23 protein-coding genes and 3 tRNA genes are annotated in these 19266 nt (G+C 63.0%); 14 read left to right on the forward strand and 12 right to left on the reverse strand.

The genetic code is table 11. The features are described from left to right. Positions 1-73: 73 nt before the first annotated feature. Together HMPREF3067_RS00730 and HMPREF3067_RS00735 are read right to left on the reverse strand one after the other, a co-directional pair. A complete protein-coding gene (locus tag HMPREF3067_RS00730) occupies positions 74-748 on the reverse strand; it encodes a response regulator transcription factor (protein ID WP_070767838.1) in 675 nt (224 codons plus the stop codon). Further along, the gene (locus HMPREF3067_RS00735; protein ID WP_168166933.1) at positions 741-1592 is read right to left on the reverse strand and encodes a sensor histidine kinase; all 852 of its coding nucleotides are present in this window, start codon (positions 1590-1592) and stop codon (positions 741-743) included. Before HMPREF3067_RS00735 ends, HMPREF3067_RS00730 begins: the two co-directional genes overlap by 8 nt. A gap of 462 nt (positions 1593-2054) precedes the next feature. Here HMPREF3067_RS00735 and HMPREF3067_RS00740 point away from each other — a divergent pair, with 462 nt between their 5' ends. Then, entirely contained in the window at positions 2055-2699 is a 645-nt protein-coding gene (locus tag HMPREF3067_RS00740) for an ABC transporter ATP-binding protein (RefSeq protein WP_070767872.1), read from the forward strand. A gap of 8 nt (positions 2700-2707) precedes the next feature. After that, positions 2708-3964: an FtsX-like permease family protein gene (locus HMPREF3067_RS00745; protein WP_168166934.1), complete on the forward strand. Its 1257-nt coding sequence runs from the start codon at positions 2708-2710 to the stop codon at positions 3962-3964. On the opposite strand, the gene HMPREF3067_RS00750 is transcribed toward HMPREF3067_RS00745, so the two are convergent. Continuing rightward, complete coding sequence (locus HMPREF3067_RS00750) at positions 3961-4407, reverse strand: DUF6918 family protein (protein WP_070767840.1); 447 nt, start codon at positions 4405-4407, stop codon at positions 3961-3963. The two genes, HMPREF3067_RS00745 and HMPREF3067_RS00750, sit on opposite strands and share 4 nt — an antisense overlap. A 294-nt stretch (positions 4408-4701) precedes the next feature. On the opposite strand from HMPREF3067_RS00750, the gene HMPREF3067_RS00755 reads away from it, so the two are divergent. Next, on the forward strand, positions 4702-5121 hold the full coding sequence (locus HMPREF3067_RS00755) for a hypothetical protein (protein ID WP_246819185.1): 420 nt from the start codon (positions 4702-4704) through the stop codon (positions 5119-5121). Between the two features lie 6 nt (positions 5122-5127). On the opposite strand, the gene HMPREF3067_RS00760 is transcribed toward HMPREF3067_RS00755, so the two are convergent. After that, entirely contained in the window at positions 5128-5397 is a 270-nt protein-coding gene (locus HMPREF3067_RS00760; RefSeq protein ID WP_070767842.1) for a hypothetical protein, read from the reverse strand. Next, positions 5394-5603, reverse strand: a complete 210-nt coding sequence (locus tag HMPREF3067_RS00765; protein WP_070767843.1) for a CopG family transcriptional regulator — start codon at positions 5601-5603, stop codon at positions 5394-5396. The genes HMPREF3067_RS00760 and HMPREF3067_RS00765 overlap by 4 nt, the downstream gene beginning before the upstream one ends. A gap of 100 nt (positions 5604-5703) precedes the next feature. Between HMPREF3067_RS00765 and gyrA the strand changes: the two genes are divergently transcribed. From gyrA to HMPREF3067_RS00800, 7 genes are all read left to right on the forward strand, one after another. Then, positions 5704-8259: a DNA gyrase subunit A gene (gene gyrA / locus HMPREF3067_RS00770; RefSeq protein WP_070767844.1), complete on the forward strand. Its 2556-nt coding sequence runs from the start codon at positions 5704-5706 to the stop codon at positions 8257-8259. A gap of 3 nt (positions 8260-8262) precedes the next feature. Next, positions 8263-8598 carry a DUF3566 domain-containing protein gene (locus tag HMPREF3067_RS00775; protein WP_070767845.1) on the forward strand — a complete coding sequence of 112 codons (336 nt, stop codon included), beginning with the start codon at positions 8263-8265 and terminating at the stop codon, positions 8596-8598. An 86-nt stretch (positions 8599-8684) separates the two neighbouring features. Beyond that, a tRNA-Ile gene (locus HMPREF3067_RS00780) sits at positions 8685-8761 on the forward strand. Positions 8762-8769: 8 nt separating this feature from the next. After that, positions 8770-8842 (forward strand) — tRNA-Ala (locus tag HMPREF3067_RS00785). 136 nt (positions 8843-8978) lie between these two features. Continuing rightward, positions 8979-9239 carry a hypothetical protein gene (locus HMPREF3067_RS00790; RefSeq protein WP_070767846.1) on the forward strand — a complete coding sequence of 87 codons (261 nt, stop codon included), beginning with the start codon at positions 8979-8981 and terminating at the stop codon, positions 9237-9239. 65 nt (positions 9240-9304) lie between these two features. Next, positions 9305-9377 (forward strand) — tRNA-Ala (locus tag HMPREF3067_RS00795). 156 nt (positions 9378-9533) lie between these two features. Beyond that, positions 9534-10016 (forward strand): MarR family winged helix-turn-helix transcriptional regulator, encoded by a 483-nt coding sequence (locus tag HMPREF3067_RS00800; protein ID WP_070767847.1) that lies wholly within the window; start codon positions 9534-9536, stop codon positions 10014-10016. On the opposite strand, the gene HMPREF3067_RS00805 is transcribed toward HMPREF3067_RS00800, so the two are convergent. The 5 genes from HMPREF3067_RS00805 to HMPREF3067_RS00825 all read right to left on the reverse strand — a co-directional run bounded on the left by HMPREF3067_RS00805 (position 10013) and on the right by HMPREF3067_RS00825 (position 13243). After that, on the reverse strand, positions 10013-10558 hold the full coding sequence (locus HMPREF3067_RS00805) for a DNA-3-methyladenine glycosylase (protein WP_070767848.1): 546 nt from the start codon (positions 10556-10558) through the stop codon (positions 10013-10015). The genes HMPREF3067_RS00800 and HMPREF3067_RS00805 overlap by 4 nt on opposite strands. Before the next feature lie 19 nt (positions 10559-10577). Then, positions 10578-10991 (reverse strand): DODA-type extradiol aromatic ring-opening family dioxygenase, encoded by a 414-nt coding sequence (locus tag HMPREF3067_RS11440; protein ID WP_246819186.1) that lies wholly within the window; start codon positions 10989-10991, stop codon positions 10578-10580. Between the two features lie 507 nt (positions 10992-11498). Then, a complete protein-coding gene (locus HMPREF3067_RS00815; RefSeq protein WP_083319068.1) occupies positions 11499-12029 on the reverse strand; it encodes a GNAT family N-acetyltransferase in 531 nt (176 codons plus the stop codon). Positions 12030-12049: 20 nt separating this feature from the next. Continuing rightward, the gene (locus HMPREF3067_RS00820) at positions 12050-12253 is read right to left on the reverse strand and encodes a hypothetical protein (RefSeq protein ID WP_070767849.1); all 204 of its coding nucleotides are present in this window, start codon (positions 12251-12253) and stop codon (positions 12050-12052) included. 192 nt (positions 12254-12445) lie between these two features. Continuing rightward, a complete protein-coding gene (locus HMPREF3067_RS00825; protein WP_070767850.1) occupies positions 12446-13243 on the reverse strand; it encodes a hypothetical protein in 798 nt (265 codons plus the stop codon). A 267-nt stretch (positions 13244-13510) separates the two neighbouring features. Here HMPREF3067_RS00825 and HMPREF3067_RS00830 point away from each other — a divergent pair, with 267 nt between their 5' ends. The 4 genes from HMPREF3067_RS00830 to HMPREF3067_RS00845 all read left to right on the forward strand — a co-directional run bounded on the left by HMPREF3067_RS00830 (position 13511) and on the right by HMPREF3067_RS00845 (position 18142). After that, positions 13511-14449 carry a methylenetetrahydrofolate reductase gene (locus HMPREF3067_RS00830; RefSeq protein WP_070767851.1) on the forward strand — a complete coding sequence of 313 codons (939 nt, stop codon included), beginning with the start codon at positions 13511-13513 and terminating at the stop codon, positions 14447-14449. 36 nt (positions 14450-14485) lie between these two features. After that, positions 14486-16747 carry a 5-methyltetrahydropteroyltriglutamate--homocysteine S-methyltransferase gene (metE, locus tag HMPREF3067_RS00835; RefSeq protein ID WP_070767852.1) on the forward strand — a complete coding sequence of 754 codons (2262 nt, stop codon included), beginning with the start codon at positions 14486-14488 and terminating at the stop codon, positions 16745-16747. Between the two features lie 58 nt (positions 16748-16805). After that, positions 16806-17342, forward strand: a complete 537-nt coding sequence (locus HMPREF3067_RS00840) for a peptidylprolyl isomerase (protein WP_083319062.1) — start codon at positions 16806-16808, stop codon at positions 17340-17342. A 134-nt stretch (positions 17343-17476) separates the two neighbouring features. Next, the gene (locus tag HMPREF3067_RS00845) at positions 17477-18142 is read left to right on the forward strand and encodes a rhomboid family intramembrane serine protease (protein ID WP_070767854.1); all 666 of its coding nucleotides are present in this window, start codon (positions 17477-17479) and stop codon (positions 18140-18142) included. A gap of 378 nt (positions 18143-18520) precedes the next feature. On the opposite strand, the gene HMPREF3067_RS00850 is transcribed toward HMPREF3067_RS00845, so the two are convergent. Both HMPREF3067_RS00850 and crgA read right to left on the reverse strand, forming a co-directional pair. Next, entirely contained in the window at positions 18521-18871 is a 351-nt protein-coding gene (locus HMPREF3067_RS00850; RefSeq protein ID WP_246819187.1) for a hypothetical protein, read from the reverse strand. 65 nt (positions 18872-18936) lie between these two features. After that, a complete protein-coding gene (gene crgA / locus HMPREF3067_RS00855) occupies positions 18937-19209 on the reverse strand; it encodes a cell division protein CrgA (RefSeq protein ID WP_070767856.1) in 273 nt (90 codons plus the stop codon). Positions 19210-19266: the final 57 nt, after the last annotated feature.

A 19266-nucleotide genomic window follows, 5' to 3' on the forward strand; every position in this document is an offset into this window, starting at 1 on the left:
ACGGCAGTGGGAGTACTACTCCTGCTGCCGTTTTTGCGTTTGCAGGTGCTGGTGGGACTTTTAGGTGACGCGTTTAGTGGTGACGCAACCACAACAGCACGGCTTTGACGCGGCGGTTGTCGTCCTGGGGGCTAAAGCCCAGTTTCATGAAGACGTTGGCCACGTGTTTGCTGACGGCACCGGCGGTAAGTACGAGGCGCTGTTGGATTTCGCCGTTGCTCAAGCCTCGTGCCATGAGTTCTAGGACCTCTGTCTCCCGCGGGGTGAGGTTGGCTATACCGGAGCGGCGCGATTGCAGAAGCGAAGAAATGACCTCGGGATCCACGGCAATTCCACCACCTACTACCTCGCCCAGGGTACGGTTTAGTTCAGCTACGTCCGCGATACGTTCTTTCAGCAGGTATCCGAACCCGCCGTGCTCGAGTAGGGAATCGAGGTAGCTGGCGGCGACGTACTGGGACAAAACCACCACGGGCAGGTTACCGGCCCCGGCAGCCTCCCATTCACTCCGCAGTTCGTGAGCCGCACGCAATCCGTCATCGCTGTGTTCCGGGGGCATGCGAACATCCGTGACCACGATATCCGGTTGGATCTGGCGGACCTGCTGTTTGAGCTGGTCGGCATCGTTAGCAGTATGCACCTCGTGCCCGAGTGCAGACAAGAGCTCGCGGAGACCCTCGCGCAACAGGGCAGAGTCTTCCGCCAGCACGATGGTTAACGGCTGGGTAGAGGAATCGGTTTTAGTCATCTTTTCGCTCCTGCAGGTTGCGATAGGGCACGGTGAGTTCGAGGCGTGCCCCACCAAGTCGGACATCGGGCAGTAGATTCAACGTGCCGTGCAGGTCAGCCGCCCGTTCCCGCAGTCCCACTAGACCGGTGCCGGAGGTGCTCGGGGTGGCCGGCGGGCCTTGGCCGTCGTCTGCGATGGAGACGAGGACGGAGTCTGCCATCCATTCGACGCGCACCGCCACACGCTGGGCTTTACCGTGCTTCGTGGCATTGGTCAACGCTTCGGCCACGCAGTGGTAGGCCAGAAGAGCTGAGGTGGCGTCTAGCCCGCGTTCGCGGCCGGAAAAGGAGCGAGTCGTATCCAGCCCGCTATGCACCAGCAACTCGTCGATGGCAGCCTGCAGGCCCTCATCGTAAAGGACCTGGGGCGAGATCCCGCGGACCGTGGCGCGGAGGCTCGCTAGGGCCTCACTCGCATTGTGCCGCGCAGAGCGCAAAGCCTTCTCGGGGTCGCGATCAGACTGCAGCGCCAGTTCTAAGGTGGATAGATTTAACTGCAGCGCAGTCAGGTATTGCTGCGGTCCATCGTGTAGTTCCCGCTCTATGCGCTGGCGTTCGCCGTCGAAGGCGTCGATGACGGTAGCGCGCGAGGCGAGCAGAGAATCCAGCTCTCGGTCTGGGCTGAGCAGGACTGAGGTGGCTTTGATGGACAGACCGGTGATACCCCAGCTCCCGTAGAGCTGGACGATAAACAGCACTATTGCTAGCGGCCAGCACGCCGCGGCGACCAGGACCGGGTTGTCGGTCGACCAAAATCCCACGTCAAACCTGCTGTCGATGGAGCTTAAAAAGATGAACGGCATGGCAAACAACAACGGGATGAAAAGCACCGCGACGAACCACACCATCAGACTGACTGCGGCTAGCAGAATTTGAATTACCAGATGAATAAGCTGCGCGCCGTTTATTATCCCCTTTCTTGGCCGGGGAGCGATGTCAATCCCCATTCCACTCGCGCACGCCCGCCCTAGCGCGGCTACCGCGCGTCCGACAAGCGGGAGCCAGGGCAGCAAAACAACAGAGCAGAGCATCATCGGTAGTGCAGCCATAGCCAGAACAAAACTAATCCCCAGCGCGCGCCACGTATACCCGCTAGCCACGAGTTTCCACGGCGCGGGATGAAATCCGGCGAAGACTGATGAGTGCTCCATGATGCTTAGAAAGCTTATTAGGTTTTAGCCACCAGCACAGTAGAGCTAACTCCCCAACAACTAGGCCACCTAGCGCCCTGTTTTATCCGGCTGCCGCGGAGTGAACTTGTGACCATGCAGAAGAAAACGAAGCCCCAGGCGGATGCGTCACCTGGGCTACACGCAAGGACAGTAACCAAGAAATTCGGGTCGCAGATGGTTTTTGCGAACCTCGACTTAGACATAGCCCCGGGTGAGTTCGTGGCCGTTGTCGGGCCGTCTGGCTCCGGGAAAACCACGCTGCTCAACCTACTGTCGGGATTGGATACCCCGACCAGCGGTGCCATCAATGCCCCGAGCCGCCGGCAACGTGCCTTCATTTTCCAGGATTACAACCTCCTCGAGGCACTTAACGTACGACACAACGCGGAGTTGACTAGCCGCCTCATCGGCCGGAAAGTGAGTAAGGCGGTCGTCGACCGCACATTCCGGCTGCTGGGGATAGAAAGCCTCAAGGAACGCTTACCGCATCAGCTATCGGGAGGTCAGCAGCAGCGGGTAGCCGTTGCCCGAGCGGTCATCGCGGAAGTTCCCTATATCTTTGCTGATGAGCCCACCGGGGCCCTCGATGATACGAGCGCGTCCGCGGTCTTGGACTGTTTAGGACAAGCTGCCCAGCAGGGCAGCACCGTGGTGATGGTGACTCACTCCCAGGCAGCCGCTGCACGGGCCGACCGGATCATCGATTTGGGGAGGGTGTCAGCATGGGACGCGGAATAGCCTATGTCTTGTACAGTGAATTCGTCGCTAGCGCTTGGTCCTGGGTGGCGGTCGCGGTGTCCATGGCGATGGGAGGATTAAGCGCTGCACTAGCCCTGTTGCTCTTGGATGCCGGCGGTGATGAGGCTGGTGCCCTGGGCGGCAGCATCTTGGGGATGGCGGTACTGGTGATTGTGGCAGTGAGCTTCTCACAGCTTCGGCTGATTATCACCGAGCGAGCATATACCTTTGCGCGTTGGAAGCTTATCGGGATGCCAGGATGGCTGGTTTTTACCCTGTTGGGCGTGCTCATCATGGCCGTGTGCCTCTTCGGGGCTTTCCTAGGCGCCCAGCAGGCCCACTGGTTTGTCGAGCCCGCGCTGGAGCAGTTGCGTGCCGACGGAATCCCGCTCGGTAACCCTTCCGAAGATTTTCCCGCGGAAGCTATTGCAACGTGGGTCTGCGCCGGTGCGGGAATCGTCGGCGGGTGGTTGCCACTATGGCGGGTCGCACGGAGAGATCCGGCTCGCGTCCCACCTTTCCCAGAAACGGAGGCTGGCCCGTGGGCGAGAACCTGGCGGGTCGGCCGTGCGGTTATCGCCTACGGCTTGTTGGCCGCCTTAATCTATCCGGCCGTAGCTAGGAAGATCTCTGAGCCGGACGAGGTGATGTCCTGGGGAATGGGCCTTATTATGGCTTTCGTCGTCCTCGGGGGATGGTGGGTACCGTCCCTCATGCAGCTGACCCGCGCGGGGCGGCTGGCCGGGCCTCTGGCACAGCTCGCGGCTGCCAACCTGCGGGCCCGGGTGCGTTTTGCGGCCCCGCAGATCGTGCCGTGGGTGTTAATCGGCACGTTGTTTTTCGGCGTTGGTTCGGCGCTCCGGATTGGGGGCGCAGAGCAGGGCGCAAGCTATAGCAGTCCTGGCGTTTTTGTCGTCGTCCTGGCTCCAGTGTTGGGGCCCGCGCTTGTGGCTGCGTGCGTCATCCCCTTGCTCTTGCGGCGCCGAATAAGCAGGGATGCTCGCGGCTTGTTCCTATCCGGAGCGGGCCGCGGCGAGCACTCCATCCTCCAAATGTGGGAGGCGGCATATCTAACAGCAGCAACGGCTCTGACCGTCTTGGTGCTGGGTATTATCGTCGTCGCACCCTTCCAGGCCTCCCTGAGTCATGGTTTTTTCCCTTCGGGTTGGTGGAGCCAGCTGTGGTGGAGCCCCTTCATCATCGTGATGGGAGCGATGTTCCTGGTGACCGCAGCGATAAGAATTGCGGTTAGCCGCGCGTCTTAACCCAGGTTTCGCTGCAGGATCTGTCCCATGTCGGTGACGTAGGGCTCCAGCAGGCCGGCGGCCTTGCCGCGCAGGCTCTGGTAGGCCTTGGTGAGGGTGGCGTTGTTGACCCTGTCGGCGTGTTGGTCGGCCACGGCCAGCAGGCTGTCGATGACTTGCTGGCTGCGCGGGGACAGGAAGACGCCGAAGTCGTCGGAGTTGCTGTTGCTGAACTCCTGCCAGTAGCCCTCCAGCTCGCCCAGCACGTCGGGCAGCAGCCGGTCGATGGCCTGAGCCAGGACGTTGGGGCGAACCTTCGTGGCGGCCTTGAGGGCGGCTTTCAAGGCAAAGCCGCTGATGCCGGTCTGGCTATCGATGATCTTATCCGCCAGCTTTTCCAGGTCGGAGACGGTGGATTCCCGGCGGGGCTCTTTGAGCAGGGGAGAGAGATTGGTTGCGGTCATAGAAGATCAATCTACCGGTTGCTCCCGAGCGCGCGAAGACGCGCGCGCTGAGTTCGGCGAATTTCCCGCGTCCAGATTGTCATCAAAAGGCCCTTCTACGCCCACCTGCTGGAGGCGTCGACCATGCGCACGCACCCCCACTCAAAAGAACGTTGCTTTTTCATGCAATGGCAAAGTAGGTACGCGCTTTATCGGTGCTACGGTTGGGAACAATCGTGTACCACGGGAAAACATACTATGCGCGGAGCTACTCCCCAGTAGCTAATCTTCCCTGCCGCGTGTAGAACAATGTCTATGAAAATTGTCGTTTGCGTCATTTATGTCCGCTACCCGGATCACACCGAACCCCTTTGCGGGTTTGTCGAGTCCGAAGAGACCGCCCGGAAGATTGACGGCTGGTGGCGTGCACAACCCGGTGACATGATAGGAACCTGGGAAGATTTCGAGGTCGAGGTCGATAGCCGGGACCAGATTCTCTATGGAGTGTTCACAGGCGCACCCACTCCCGAAATCACCGATAGCAGCTTCTGGGACTTTGACCCTATCTGTTACGGGGTTTACACCGACCGAGAAGAAGCTGAGAAGGCAACTAAACCAAAGTCAATCTGGGCAGCAAACAACGGCCCCCAGAAATATGTCCTTCCATTTCGTCTGGGTTGGACATATGACCGGTACTTCCCCGACGGCAAGCCCTGGCCGCCATACCGGCTGTAGCGGAGTTTAATCTACCGGTTGCTCCCGAGCGCGCAGGAAGACGCGCGCGCTGAGTTCGGCGAAATCCTCGTTGCCGGTGTTCAGCGCTGGGAAGGCGCGCAGGCAGGTGCGCAAGGCCCGGGCGGCGGTCAGGTCCGAGGCGTGCACGGCGATGCCGTCGATGTGGGCGTGGGCGGCGGCTGAGGCCGCGGCCAGCGCTGCGAAATTGTTCACGCGGGTCGCCGGGTGCAGGCGCTGGTATTCGCGGGCGACGAGCAGCAGCTGTTCCGGGCTCATCGGGTGGACCGGATTTCCGATTCGAGCTGGGCGCGGCCGGGCAGCAGGGAGCGGGCGAGGTCCTGGACGGCGGCATCGTTAAGCGCGCGGGCGGCCGCCAAAGTCACGGCGCGGACGACGGCCTCGTGTTTGGAGGTGCCCCACGCGGACGCCAGCAGGGTCAGCGCGTGGTCTTGATCGGGGGACAGTCGTAAGGTCATGGCCATGCCCGAAATGGTATCACTGTGATACCAGATATAACCTTTTCGGGACATTCTGGGCCCGTGAATGCCCCTCTGCGCCTTTGTCCCAGTACAATAGGTGGTTATGAGTGACAACAATAATGAAGATTTCGATCGGATTTTTCCGATTGATATTAACCAGGAGATGGAGTCGAGTTATATCGACTACGCCATGTCCGTTATCGTCGGCCGTGCCCTCCCGGAGGTCCGCGACGGCCTGAAGCCGGTGCACCGCCGCATCCTCTACGCGATGTTCGACTCAGGCTACCGCCCGGAGCGCGGCTACGTGAAGTCCGCCCGCCCGGTCTCTGACACCATGGGTCAGTTCCACCCCCACGGCGACTCCGCCATTTACGACACCTTGGTCCGCCTGGCGCAGTCCTGGAACATGCGCTACCCGCTGGTTGACGGCCAGGGCAACTTCGGTTCCCGCGGCAACGACGGCCCGGCCGCCATGCGTTACACCGAGTGTAAGATGACGCCGCTGGCCATGGAGATGGTCCGCGATATCCGCGAAAACACCGTCGACTTCTCCCCGAACTACGACGGTAAGACCTCGGAGCCGGACGTTTTGCCGTCCCGCGTGCCGAACCTGTTGATGAATGGCTCCGGCGGTATCGCCGTGGGCATGGCCACCAACATCCCGCCGCACAACCTCAACGAGCTGGCCGAAGCCATCTACTGGCTGCTGGACAACCCGAACGCCAGCGAGGAAGAAGCCCTGGCCGCCTGCATGGAGCGCGTGAAGGGCCCGGATTTCCCGACCGCCGGCCTGATTGTGGGCGACAACGGCATCAAGGACGCCTACACCACCGGCCGCGGTTCCATCCGCATGCGCGGCGTGACCAGCATCGAAGAGCATGGCTCCCGCCAGACCATCGTCATTACCGAGCTGCCCTACCAGGTCAACCCGGATAACCTCATCTCCAACGTCGCGGAGTCCGTGGCCAACGGCAAGATCGCCGGCATCTCCAAGATTGAGGACGAGTCCTCCGACCGCGTGGGCATGCGCATTGTCGTCACCCTCAAGCGCGACGCCGTGGCTCGCGTGGTCCTCAACAACCTCTACAAGCACTCCCAGCTGCAGACCTCCTTCGGCGCCAACATGCTCTCCATCGTCGATGGCGTGCCGCGCACCCTGCGCCTGGATCAGATGCTGTCCTACTACGTGGCCCACCAGATCGAGGTCATCGTCCGGCGTACCCAGTACCGCCTGGACGAAGCCGAGAAGCGCGCCCACATCCTGCGCGGTCTGGTCAAGGCCCTCGACATGCTGGACGAGGTCATCGCCCTTATCCGCCGCAGCCCCACCGTGGACGAGGCCCGCGAGGGTCTGAAGTCCCTACTGGACGTGGACGACGTCCAGGCGGACGCCATCCTGGCCATGCAGCTGCGCCGCCTGGCCGCCCTGGAGCGCCAGAAGATCGTCGACGAATTGGCCGAGATCGAAGAAGTCATCGCTGACCTGAAGGACATCCTGGCCAACGAGACCCGCCAGCGCCAGATCGTGCACGACGAGCTCGCCGAGATCGTGGAAAAGTACGGCGACGAGCGTCGCACCCAGATCGTTGCCGCGACCGGCGACGTCACGGACGAAGACCTCATCGCCCGCGAAAACGTCGTGGTCACCATCACCGGCACCGGCTACGCCAAGCGCACCAAGGTGGATTCCTACAAGGCCCAAAAGCGCGGCGGCAAGGGCGTGCGCGGCGCGGAGCTGAAGCAGGACGACATCGTCAAGAACTTCTTCATCTGCTCCACCCACGACTGGATCCTGTTCTTCACCAACTTCGGCCGGGTCTACCGCCTCAAGGCCTACGAGCTGCCGGAGGCCGGCCGCGCAGCCCGCGGCCAGCACGTGGCCAACCTGCTGGAGTTCCAGCCGGAGGAAAAGATCGCCCAGATCATCCAGATCCAGTCCTACGAGGACGCCCCGTACCTGGTGCTGGCCACCCAGCAGGGCCGGGTCAAGAAGTCGCGACTGACCGACTACGAGTCCGCGCGCTCGGCCGGGCTCATCGCCATCAACCTGAACGACGGCGACGCCCTTATCGGCGCATCCCTGGTGGGCGAAGGCGACGACATCCTACTCACCTCGGAGCAGGGCCAGGCAATTCGCTTCACCGCTGACGACGACCAGCTGCGCCCGATGGGCCGGGCGACCGCCGGCGTGAAGGGTATGCGCTTCAAGGGCGACGACCAGCTGCTGTCCATGTCCGTCGTCCACGACGGCGAGTTCCTGCTGGTGGCCACCTCCGGCGGCTACGGCAAGCGCACCGCCATCGAGGAATACAGCCCGCAGGGCCGCGGTGGCATGGGCGTAATGACCTTCAAGTACAACCCGAAGCGCGGCAAGCTCATCGCCGCCATCTCGGTGGATGAGGAAGACGAGATCTTCGCCATCACCTCCGCTGGCGGCGTGGTCCGTACCGAGGTCAACCAGATCCGCCCGTCCTCGCGCGCTACTATGGGCGTGCGCCTGGTCAACCTGGCCGACGGCGTGGAGCTTTTGGCCATCGACCGCAACGTCGAGGAAAGCGGCGAAGAAGAAGCCAAAGCGGTAGCTAAGGGCGAAAAGACCGTGGAAGACGTACAGGCCGAACAGCTCAAAGCGAACGATTCCGCCAAGGACGAGGAGTAATACATGGCACGACGGGAAATAACGCTTTCGCGCATCGCACCGGTCTCCGCCTTCAAGGTGGGCATGGCGATGGCCCTGGTCGGGCTCATCGCCTGGTTGCTGGCCATGACCCTGCTCTACTTCGGCATGGATGCCGCGGGCATCTGGGACTCGGTCAACGCGCTCGTCGGTGACGTGGGCGGTGATTTTCATGTCGCCTTCGGCGTGGTCTTTTCCGCCTGCGCCCTCGTGGGCGCCATTATGGCTATCTTGGTAGCCATTTTCGTTCCGGTGATAGCGATTATCTACAACGCCATCGCGGAGCTTTTCGGTGGGTTAACTTGCGACTTCGATGACTAGGTAAACTTTCCGTGAATACCCCCTTCGACCTGGCGATTTGCTAAAGGTTGGAGGGGGTATGTAAAGTTCATAGTCGTTCCACACAGGGGCCTATAGCTCAGTCGGTTAGAGCGCATCGCTGATAACGATGAGGTCGCTGGTTCGATTCCAGCTAGGCCCACCACGGAACATGGGGCATTAGCTCAATTGGTAGAGCACCTGCTTTGCAAGCAGGAGGTCAGGAGTTCGATTCTCCTATGCTCCACAATCACCACAAACGCCAGGCGAAACCGCCTGGCGTTTTTCTTTCCCTGCCCGGTCCCGAGGATCGTACTAGTCTGGTGTTCACTGATTAATGAAAACCTTATGCCGTGCGCGGCAGAGAGTGCAGGAAAATTATCATGGCGGAGTTCTATTTCAACCACCCGTTTGCCGAGACCAAGCTGCGGGTGGAAGCGCCCGCCGGCTCCCGTTACGTGGTGGTGTCCCAGCGCAGCGACCAGGATCTAGAGATCCTGGATACCTTCGATGATTACGACGCCGCCCGCGAGCTGGTCATGCGCACTCTCCAGGACGCCGCCAACCACATCGATGAGATGGGCTACGGTGAAGACGTCAAGGCTACCCACATGCGCTTAAAGCCGCTTCCCGAATTCGCCTAAAGTCGCAGCTGGGCGCCCCGATTTTTAGGCACCGGCCCCACCGGAGTACGCTTTAAAGACATAACGGGGCTATAGCTCAGTTGGTAGAGCGTCGCGTTCGCAATGCGAAGGTCAGGGGTTCGATTCCCCTTAGCTCCACTACCGTGCAGGACCTGACACCGGAAACGTTGTTTTCCGGGTCAGGTCCTTATTTTTTACGGTGCCACCATGCTTTTTGGAGCGAATGGAGAAATTGCTGAGAAATATATTCGCTTCAGCTTTTAAGCGTTGTGTTTCCCGACTACAATACGGTGCATGAACGAAGAACCGCAGTGGCTCGACGAGGAAGAGCTGGAAGCCTTCATGTCCCTCATGGCCGTCAACATCCGGCTGACTGCTGTCCTCGACGCCCAGCTGCGGGAGGACGCGGGACTGAGCTTCTTCGATTACACGGTGATGTCTCGCCTGTCTGAGGCCCCGGAGCGCCGCATGCGCATGCGAGAGCTGGCCATTACGGCCAACGGCTCCCTGTCGCGCCTGAGTCAGGTGGTCACCCGGCTGGAGAAGAAGGACTGGGTCGAGCGTTTCCCGGATCCCAACGACGGGCGCACAACCTTTGCCAAGCTCACCGATGCCGGCTGGGACAAGGTCGTCGCCAGCGCCCCAGGGCACGCCCACCAGGCCCGAGCGGTGGTCGCGGACAAGCTCACCCGCTCCCAGATCCGCACCATGACGCAGGTGAACAACCGCATTATTAAGGCCATCGAGGAAGACCCCCGTTTCGGCGGGCGCTTCTAGGCCGGGTAGCCGCGCCGGCGGGACACGCTTTTATCCCAGGGGATCCAGAAGCGGTAGGGCGCCTGCTGGTTCTTCGAAATTCCAATCCGCGGCCCGGCCACCCATTCGGGCTCGGCCGCGCGGGGCTCCAGCTCGACGGGGGAGGAGTTGTCCTCGAGCGTGAAGCCTAGGGCCTGACCGAGGTTGCCGGGACCGCGCGCCAGGTTATAAAAATCGGTCTCGCCGCGGCGGGAATAGGCTAGTTCCTGGCCGACGACCACTTCGCCGGCGCGCAGCAGGCAGCCCTGGCCGGTGCCTTCCGGCGCACAGACGATGTTGCCGTTGCGGTGGATGCCGTAGGAGGCGTAAACGTACAGCCTGCCCGGCGGGCCGAACATGGTCGCGTTCCGCGGAGTCTTGCCGCGAAAGGTGTGCGCGGCCGGGTCCTCGGTGCCCAGGTAGGCCTCGACCTCGGTAAGCCGGACCGCCACGCCGCCGAAGTGAAAGATGCAGCCCAAAAGCTGCGGGGCGACCACGTGGGCGGGGGCGGAAAAATCAATCATGACCCCAGACTAATAGAGGCTAGTAGACCTCGATCGAGCGGATGTGGTTGCCCAGGCCCTTGCGGGTAAAGACCGTCCGGGCGCTGGTGGGGTCGTTGGCCGCGCCCATCGCCAGCAGTAGCGGGACGTAGTGATCGGCGGTGGGGTGGGCAATCCGCGCGCCCGGGCCCTGGTGCAGGTAGTCGGTCAGGGCGTCCACGTTGCCGGAGTGGATGTTGGCCGCGGCCCACTCGTCGAAGGCGTCGAGGTGGCCGGAGAGCTCGGGATTGCGGAAGACCGCGAAGGAGTGGGTCATGTACCCGCTGCCGATGACCAGGATGCCCTCCGCGCGCAGCGGGCGCAGCTTCTCGCCCAGGTCCAGCAGGTCCTGTGGGGTCAGGCTGGGCATGGAGACCTGCACGACGGGGACGTCGCCGGCTGGGTACATGGCCATCAGGGGGATAAAGGCGCCGTGGTCCAAGCCGCGGTCCCGCGAACTGGTGGACGGGCTGGTAACCCAGTAGGCCCACGACGCGCTGGGCGAGCTCCCCAGCGTCCGGGGTGGGGTAACGCAGGGTGAGGTACTCCGGGTCGAAGCCGGAGAAGTCGTAAAACAGCGGGGCATCGGCCGCCGTGGCGTTGATGGCCACCGGCGCGTTTTCCCAGTGCGCGGAGACCACTACGATGGCTCGCGGTTTTGGCAGGGAGCGCGACCAGTCGTAGAGGTCGTTCATCCAGCCGTGGTTGCCCAGCGCCGGCGGGGCGCCGTGGCTAATGAACAGGGCCGGCAGGGGGCCGTCGGCCGGCTCCCACTGGCGGTGCAGGTGGGTCTCGGGGAGGGCGCGTTCGCGCAGATCGTAGATGGCGCCGGCCGGGCGAGCGGGGTTGAATTCTTCGGCGAGGGTGGGTATGGGGAATTCTCCTTTACTTAAAGTATAAAGTAAGACTAGCCCACGAATACTTAATCTGTAAAGCGTTTGACGAGAATCAGGTGGCCGTTGCGCTCGCCCTCTTGCTCAAAGCCCAAGTACTGGTAGAGCCGGTGGGCGCGGGGGTTGTCCGGATCCACCGCCAGGGAGATTCCGGGAGTGCCCAGCTTGCGGGCCAGCTCGGTGGCGGCTTGGATGAGCGAGGTGCCAATTCCTTGGCCCTTGTAGCGGCCCTCCACCGCGAGCGCGAGCTCCGGGATACCCTCCTCGGCGTGGCCGAAGCCGTGGCTTTCTTCCGTGCCCCACATCAGCCACACGCCCCCGGCCGGGACATAGGCGTCCCAGGCGATGAACCCGCCCTCGTTCGGGTTCCACGCCGCTACGTAGTACTCGTAATCCTTATCGAAATGCTCAGAGATCTCGCCGAATTCGTCCCCGAAAGTATCGGTCAAAAAATTCAGGCGCGCGATGTAGGTGCGATCCGATTCCTGGGTCGCTCGCAGCTCGATCTGCAGCTGGTCAGAATTCTGGTTGAGCTTGTCATCCTGTGTCTGAGAGTCCATGCGCGCCATTGTAGGCCGCGCTAAGCCAGGTGGTAGTTGGCCACCTCGTGGCCAGCGAATTCGCGGGCCACCCCGGACTCGTCCACGGAGCGGAACACGGTGTCGTTCTCAATCGCAAAGCGCAGGTTTTCCACCCGGTTCGACGGATCCCCGACAATCGGCCCCGCGGTAAAGTAAAAAGTCTCCCCGTTAGTAAGTTTTACCGTCAAAGATTCAATACTCATCTAGCTGAAGCTCCTTGCTCCCGACCGATCGAAGTGCACAACGTTGTTCTCCATAAATTACTGTCCGGGGCGCTATAGAATCTAATTAGAAGGTCCGAATGAGATCTATGTAATAAAGAAGCCACCCCCGGAAGTAAGTACAACAGTGTACTTCACTTCGCGGGAGTGGCGGAAGCTGCGGGGGTGAAAGGACTAGTCCTCGTCCTCGCGCAGGCGGTGCTTGCCCTCGTTATCCGAGTCGTCGGTCAGGCGGGCGGTGTCCTCCTCCGGACGCTCAGCGGTCTCCGCCTGGTGGTTGGCCAGCTGGGCGTCTAGGGAGCCGAGCAGCTCCTCGTCGCGGTCCACCACGCCTTCTTCCACCTGGGTGGACACCGGCTTCTCTGTGGTCGAGGTGTAGACCAGAGTGGAGCCGGCGGTCTGTTCGTTGCCGCCGAATTCCTCGACGCGCGGCGGCTGCTCCGACGGGGTGTCGTTGCGGCGCAGCCAGTAGTAGACGCCGCCGCCGATAGCGGCCACCGCGGCCACGGCCGCAGCGATAGGCCAGAACGCGGAGCGGTTCTGCTTTTTCTGCTTCTTGGCCGCCTGCTTGCGGGCCTTCTTGGCGGCCTTGGTGGCCGACTTGCGGGAGTCTTGGGCGCGGCGCTCCAGCTGGTTGGCCTTCTTCTGGGACTTCTTGCGGGCTTCGGTGGCAGACTTGCGCAGGTTGGCCGTGGCGTTTTCGGTCTTGTCTTTTGCCTTGTCCTGGGCTTCGTTCGCCTGGGACTTGATGTCTTCGAGGGCGCGCTCCAGGCGGGAGTGGGCGGCCTGGGTCACGCGGCCGGCCTCCTTGCGGGACTCGGGGAACCAGTCCTGGGTGTGGTCGTCCACCTTGTCTGCGGCCTCCTCCAGAGCGTCGTAAGCCTGGCGGGCCTTTTCGTCCCGGAACTCAGCGAACTGGTTCCACAGGGACGAACCGACTCGGTAGGCCACGTTCAAGCTGCCAAGATTCATGGTTTCTCCTAAGTAAAGGTTTATTAATCGTTCCTAGTCCAGCGTAGTGAACTTTTGGGCGGGGCGGCAATAGGAGGGTGTGAGACCACAGCCGGGTATAGACCGCTTGGTTCATTCTGGGTCCCGTTTTATTCACCCGAAAATGGGAAATCGCTACAGCTACTGCGGTTTTAAAGGTAATACGTTTGAGAAGCGCTGGTGTGAAAAATGAACAGCTTGGTACATTTTTCGCTAAGCACTAGCCCACTACCAGCAGAGGAGGTCGCCGTGGTACCCCGGATATCCGCTTCCGCGCCACTAGACCAAAACGAGCTGCAGGTCTACTCGGCGCCGGCGCCCCAGCGCACCGCCCTGTCCTTTGAAGTCATCCCGCCGCGCCACGACGCGGATGCCGCCAAGGTCAACGGCCTGCTCGAAGCCTTGAGCTCCTACCACCCCGACTACATTGCGGTCACCAGTTCCCAGCGCTCCGGCTGGCTGCGCGGCACCGCCGCCTTCATCGAGCGCATCGCCCAGCGCACCCAGATGCGCCCGCTCGCGCACCTGGCTTGCACCGCCGGCACCCGCGCGGAACTCATCGGCTGGATCGACGCGCTCGTCGATGCCGGCGTGCGCGGGCTGCTGGCCCTGCGCGGCGACCTCGCCCCGGGGCAGACTTCCCTGCCGGAGGGCTACCTGCCGCACGCCGACGACCTGGTGCGGCTGGTCCGCGAGTGGGAGCAGTCCCAGGCCGCCCGCTTCGCCGCCGGGCGCCTGGCCGTGGGCGTGGCCTGCTACCCGCAGGGGCACGCTGAATCCCGCAACGCCGACGAGGACATCGACGTCTTGCTGACCAAGCAGCGCTGCGGCGCCGACTTCGCCATCACCCAGCTCTTCTTCGACGCCGTGGACTACCACCGCTTCGCCGAGTGCGCCCACCTGGCCGGGGTGAACATCCCGCTGATCCCGGGCATCATGCCCATGACCAGCGCCAAGCGCCTGGCGCGCATGGGCGAGCTCACCGGCCTGCCCGTTCCGGCGCCGGTAGTTAACCGCCTAGCCCAGGCGCGGGACCCAGCCGAGGAGCACGAGATCGGCTTGGAGCTGACCGCCCAGCTGGCCCGCGAGGTCTTGGCCGGGGGCGCAGGCGGGTTGCACGTCTATACCCACAACAACGCCGCCGTGACCCAGGACCTGCTGGACCGGGTGGGCATCGCCGCCGCCTAAACCGCAATCAGAACGAAAATTTAAGGAGAACACCACATGACTTCACCGAAGAAATTCCCCGCCGTGACCATCGAGGGTTATCCCCGGGTCGGTGCGAACCGCGAGCTCAAGAAGGCCCTCGAGGCCTACTGGGCCGGGCGCATCGACGAGGCCAGCTTCGAATCCGCCGCCCATTCGCTGCGCGTGGACACCTACGCCCGCCTCAAGGACCTCGGTCTCGACGAGGACTACGCCATCCCAGCGGACGTGGCCTACTACGACCAGGTGCTGGAAACCGCCCTGACCGTCGGCGCGGTGCCGGGGCTGACGCTGGACGATGAGTTCACCCTCGCCCGCGGCAACGCCGACAAGGCGCCGCTGGAGATGACCAAGTGGTTTGATACCAACTACCACTACATCGTCCCGGAGATCGCCGACGACCAAGGCTTTAGCGCCCACCCGGACCGCCTGCTGAAGCTGGTGGACGAAGCCCGCCAGGCTGGCCACACCGTCCGCCCCTACCTCGTCGGTCCAGTCACGCTGCTGGCCCTGTCTAAGCCGGCCGAGGGCGCGACCAAACAGCCCTTGGAGCGCCTGGCGGAGTTGGTCGTCGTCTACCAGGAGCTGCTGGCAGCCCTGCACGTCAAAGGCGTGGAATGGGTCCAGCTGGCCGAGCCCGCCGTGGTAGCTGATCTGGCGGTGGCCAGCGACGCCGAACTAGCCTCTCACCTGGCCGAGGCCTACCGCGCCATCCTGGGCACGCAGACTCGCCCGAACGTCTACCTGACCACCCCGTACGGCGCGGCCCGCGCGAGCCTCGACGTCCTTGAGGATCTGGCTCCGGAGGCCGTGCAGGTGGATCTCAGCGTGGGCACGCTCGGCCAGGAGCCGGGCTACCTCGACCGGGTGGCAAAGCTGGCGGCCAAGACCCACCTGGTGGCCGGCCTGGTGGACGGGCGCAACGTTTGGGCGGCCAACCTGCACGACCTGCGGGAGAAGTTCGAGCGGCTGCCCGGGGCATCGGTGTCCACCTCGGTTTCCCTGCAGCACGTGCCGCACACCGTGGAGGCCGAAAAGAACTTGCCCGTGGATGTGGCCGGCTGGTTCTCCTTCGCGGATGAGAAGATCGCCGAGGTTGTCGCACTCGCCGCGGGGCCGGAGGCGGCCCCGCAGGCCTTCGCCAAGGCCGACCGCGCGGTGCGCACCCGCGCCGAATCCACCCGCACCCACAACGCGGACGTGCAGGCCCGCACCACGGCCCTGCCGCACGGGGCCGTGAGCCGTGAGCCCGCCTTTGCTGAGCGCAACCGCGCCCAGAAGGAGCTGCTCAAGCTGCCGCCGCTGCCGACGACCACCATCGGCTCCTTCCCGCAGACGCCGGAGATCCGGGCGGCCCGCGCGAAGCATAAGGCCGGTGAGCTCAGCGACGCCGCTTACGCGGACGCCCTCAAGCGGGAGATCGCCAGCGTGGTAGCCCTGCAGGAGGAACTGGGCCTGGACGTGTTGGTCCACGGCGAGGCCGAGCGCAACGACATGGTCCAGTACTTCGCGGAGCTGCTCGACGGCTTCGTGGTCACCGAAAACGGCTGGGTGCAGTCCTACGGCTCCCGCTGCACCCGCCCGCCGATAGTCGTCGGGGACATCTCCCGCCCGGCGCCCATGACCGTGGAGTGGACCTCGTACGCGCAGTCGCTGACCGAGCGCCCCGTCAAGGGGATGCTCACCGGCCCGGTGACCATCCTGGCCTGGTCTTTCGTGCGCGACGACGTCCCGCAATCGGTCTCCGCGGATCAGCTGGGCGTGGCCTTGGCCGACGAGGTCCGGGACCTAGAGGACGCCGGGGTGGGGATCATCCAGATCGATGAGCCGGCCCTGCGCGAGCTGCTCCCGCTGCGCGCGGAAGACCGCGCCGAGTACCTGGACTGGGCGGTGCGCGCCTTCCGTCTGGTGGCGCTTGAAGCCCAGCCCACCACGCAGATCCACACCCACCTGTGCTACTCCGAGTTCGGCCAGATCATCGACGCCGTGGCGGCGCTCGATGCCGACGTCACCTCCATCGAGGCGGCCCGCTCCCGCATGGAGCTGCTCGAGGACTTGGACGAGAAGTTCCACTCCGAAATTGGGCCGGGCATCTACGACATCCACTCGCCGCGCGTGCCGTCGGTAGAGGAGATGGCGGAGCTCATCCGCGCGGCGCTGAAGAACGTGCCGGCGGAGCGCCTGTGGATTAACCCCGACTGCGGCCTGAAGACCCGCGGCTACGAGGAGACGACGGCCTCCCTGAGCAACATGGTCCGCGCGCGCGACGCCGTGATCTAGCCCGCGATCGCTGAGGGCGTGCCGCCGCACGCGGCGCGCCCTTGCTTCATTATCTATAATGGCGGGCATGACTCAGAAGACCGCTACAGCAACTCTGCACACCAACTTGGGTGACATTGTTATTGACTTGTTCGGTAACCATGCGCCGGTTACCGTAGAAAACTTCATCGGCCTGGCCAAGGGTGACAAGGAATACGCCACCCAGAACGCTAAGGGCGAGCAGTCCGGCCCGTTCTACGACGGGGCCATCTTCCACCGCATCATTGACAACTTCATGATCCAGGGCGGCGACCCGACCGGCACCGGCCGCGGCGGCCCCGGCTACCAGTTCCAGGATGAGTTCCACCCGGAGCTGCAGTTCGATCGCCCGTTCCTGCTGGCCATGGCCAACGCCGGCCCGGGCACCAACGGTTCCCAGTTCTTCATCACCGTGGCTGCCACCCCGCACCTGAACAACCACCACACCATCTTCGGTGAGGTCACCGACGCCCAGTCCCAGGACGTCGTGTCGAAGATCGCCAAGGTCGACACCGACCGCATGGACCGCCCGCGCGAAGACGTGGTCATCGAATCCGTGGAGATCGCCGAGGCCTAAGCCCTAGGCTCCCGCGATGAGCCCTCCCGCCCGCCCCGCCGCATCAGCCGGCCGGGCGGGCTTTTTGCTATCTGCTTCCTCCTAGCCTTCCTTGTTTTCGCCCCTAGGTTTCACAGAAAGCCCTCGTTTTAACCATGACTTTCGAACAGCACCTGCGTTCCTATTACCGCACCGCCCCTGTCACCGCCTGGATCGTGGCCGTCAACTGCGCGGTGTGGCTGGCCACCGCCGTCCAGTCCCGGTCTGTGACCGGCAGCTACTACCACTCCTCGCTGGCGCTGAGTTGGAGTCTCTGGGGCCCCGAATTTTCCGCCGGGCACTACTGGCAGGCAGTCACCAGCGCCTTCATGCACCTGGGGCTAGGCCACCTGGCGGTGAACATGTTCCTGCTGGTGCTTATCGGGAGGGAGATTGAGACCTACCTGGGTTCGGCGCGGTACGCCCTGGTCTATCTGGCGGCGGTGCTGGGGGCCTCGGCCAGCATCGTGTGGATGGCCTTCACTCAGCCGACTGCCGGGGCCTCCGGCGCGCTCTTCGCCCTCATGGTGGTCCTGGTGGCCGTGAACTACCAAAGGCGCACCGATTTGCGCGCGCCCATCGTGCTCGTGGTGGTCAACATCGCCTACACCTTCCTCGCCACGGGTGTGTCCCTGTGGGGTCACCTGGGCGGCGTCGCGGTGGGCGTGGTGCTGGCACTGTGCGTGGCCGCCCGAAACCCCAAAATCTCCGGCTGGGGTGTCGCAGCGACCGTGGCGGCGGCATTCGCGTTATTAGTGGCGCGAGCAGGACTTTGGGGATAGGTGCGGCGTGTTATCCACGTGCGCAAGTGTTCGAAAAGCTTTCACACTAGTTGTCCACATTGTGGATAACTACATTTTTGTAATTTCCGAACGCTTGTGTGTTTTTCGAATGACAAATCCCAGCGTAGCGATCATTTTTCGAAATTTTAAACCGGTGTGGAAGCGGGGAGAAAAGTTATCCACAGGCTGTGGTAAATTCTGTGAATTACGGATTTTCACACTTTTATCCCCAGCCTGTGGATAACTTTTTACCCAACGGTGTCAGTAAAAGCCCTGCTTACACTATTGTAATTTACAAAAGTGCAGGTGAGTGCCCCGGTGGAAAACTTGGGGACACTGTGGACAATTCTGTGGTGGAGAACTCTACGGTGGAGAGTCTCAGAGGCGGGGCAGCTGCGTCCAGCGCAGGCCGAGATCCGTGCCCCGGCCGAAGAACTCGTACGCGCGCTCCGTGCCGTCCTGGATGCCGTCGGCGACGTCCTCGCCGCCGGAGGTAATATCCACGGTCAGCGGCTCTTGGGAGCGGACAGCGGCCGCCCACCCGCCGGAGACGTATGCGCCGTCCTCGGTACGTTCGAGGCTGTCCAGGAAGGCGGCCAGCGCCGCCTGGGCGCTATCGCGCTCGCCGTCGGTGACAACAAGCCGGACCGTCGCCGGGGTGCCGTCGTTGTGCGGGGGATTGTCCCATAGCCAGTCGTAGTCCATCTGGTATTCGCGGTTAGTGCTCATGCGCCAAAGACTACGTGAAAAAGGCATGAAAAAAGGCGGCCAAAGGCCGCCTTCGAGGCAAAACTTTAGCGCCAGCCCATGGTCATCAGGAGACCGATGATGGCCAGGCCGAAGCCAATGAGGTAGTTCCACGGGCCGAGCTCCTGCATGAGCGGGATGTGCTCGCCGGCCAGGTAGTTGACCACGATCCAGGCTAGCCCGATGAGCATCAGGCCGAGCATCAGCACGATGTACCACTTGGAGGTGCCCTCCGAGTTGATCTTGACCGGGGTGCGGTTCGCAGACGAGCTGGCGGTCGAGCTGATCGGGGCGTTCTTCGAAATCTTGGCCTTTGGCATGTTCTTTCCTAACTTTGGTGAGCGGGCGGGCGGATTCGGGCCGGGCTAGTGTTGCGC

The organism is Corynebacterium sp. HMSC04H06 (genome assembly GCF_001815935.1).
GTDB lineage: Bacteria > Actinomycetota > Actinomycetes > Mycobacteriales > Mycobacteriaceae > Corynebacterium.

Excerpts from the sequence above, each read along its gene's own strand:
- HMPREF3067_RS00730 (WP_070767838.1), bottom strand. The coding sequence starts at position 748 with ATGACTAAAACCGATTCCTCTACCCAGCCGTTAACCATCGTGCTGGCG.
- HMPREF3067_RS00735 (WP_168166933.1), bottom strand. The coding sequence starts at position 1,592 with ATGCCGTTCATCTTTTTAAGCTCCATCGACAGCAGGTTTGACGTGGGA.
- HMPREF3067_RS00740 (WP_070767872.1), top strand. The coding sequence starts at position 2,055 with ATGCAGAAGAAAACGAAGCCCCAGGCGGATGCGTCACCTGGGCTACAC.
- HMPREF3067_RS00750 (WP_070767840.1), bottom strand. The coding sequence starts at position 4,407 with ATGACCGCAACCAATCTCTCTCCCCTGCTCAAAGAGCCCCGCCGGGAA.
- HMPREF3067_RS00755 (WP_246819185.1), top strand. The coding sequence starts at position 4,702 with ATGAAAATTGTCGTTTGCGTCATTTATGTCCGCTACCCGGATCACACC.
- HMPREF3067_RS00760 (WP_070767842.1), bottom strand. The coding sequence starts at position 5,397 with ATGAGCCCGGAACAGCTGCTGCTCGTCGCCCGCGAATACCAGCGCCTG.
- HMPREF3067_RS00765 (WP_070767843.1), bottom strand. The coding sequence starts at position 5,603 with ATGGCCATGACCTTACGACTGTCCCCCGATCAAGACCACGCGCTGACC.
- gyrA (WP_070767844.1), top strand. The coding sequence starts at position 5,704 with ATGAGTGACAACAATAATGAAGATTTCGATCGGATTTTTCCGATTGAT.
- HMPREF3067_RS00775 (WP_070767845.1), top strand. The coding sequence starts at position 8,263 with ATGGCACGACGGGAAATAACGCTTTCGCGCATCGCACCGGTCTCCGCC.
- HMPREF3067_RS00790 (WP_070767846.1), top strand. The coding sequence starts at position 8,979 with ATGGCGGAGTTCTATTTCAACCACCCGTTTGCCGAGACCAAGCTGCGG.
- HMPREF3067_RS00800 (WP_070767847.1), top strand. The coding sequence starts at position 9,534 with ATGAACGAAGAACCGCAGTGGCTCGACGAGGAAGAGCTGGAAGCCTTC.
- HMPREF3067_RS00805 (WP_070767848.1), bottom strand. The coding sequence starts at position 10,558 with ATGATTGATTTTTCCGCCCCCGCCCACGTGGTCGCCCCGCAGCTTTTG.
- HMPREF3067_RS11440 (WP_246819186.1), bottom strand. The coding sequence starts at position 10,991 with ATGGCCATGTACCCAGCCGGCGACGTCCCCGTCGTGCAGGTCTCCATG.
- HMPREF3067_RS00815 (WP_083319068.1), bottom strand. The coding sequence starts at position 12,029 with ATGGACTCTCAGACACAGGATGACAAGCTCAACCAGAATTCTGACCAG.
- HMPREF3067_RS00820 (WP_070767849.1), bottom strand. The coding sequence starts at position 12,253 with ATGAGTATTGAATCTTTGACGGTAAAACTTACTAACGGGGAGACTTTT.
- HMPREF3067_RS00825 (WP_070767850.1), bottom strand. The coding sequence starts at position 13,243 with ATGAATCTTGGCAGCTTGAACGTGGCCTACCGAGTCGGTTCGTCCCTG.
- metE (WP_070767852.1), top strand. The coding sequence starts at position 14,486 with ATGACTTCACCGAAGAAATTCCCCGCCGTGACCATCGAGGGTTATCCC.
- HMPREF3067_RS00840 (WP_083319062.1), top strand. The coding sequence starts at position 16,806 with ATGGCGGGCATGACTCAGAAGACCGCTACAGCAACTCTGCACACCAAC.
- HMPREF3067_RS00845 (WP_070767854.1), top strand. The coding sequence starts at position 17,477 with ATGACTTTCGAACAGCACCTGCGTTCCTATTACCGCACCGCCCCTGTC.
- HMPREF3067_RS00850 (WP_246819187.1), bottom strand. The coding sequence starts at position 18,871 with ATGAGCACTAACCGCGAATACCAGATGGACTACGACTGGCTATGGGAC.
- crgA (WP_070767856.1), bottom strand. The coding sequence starts at position 19,209 with ATGCCAAAGGCCAAGATTTCGAAGAACGCCCCGATCAGCTCGACCGCC.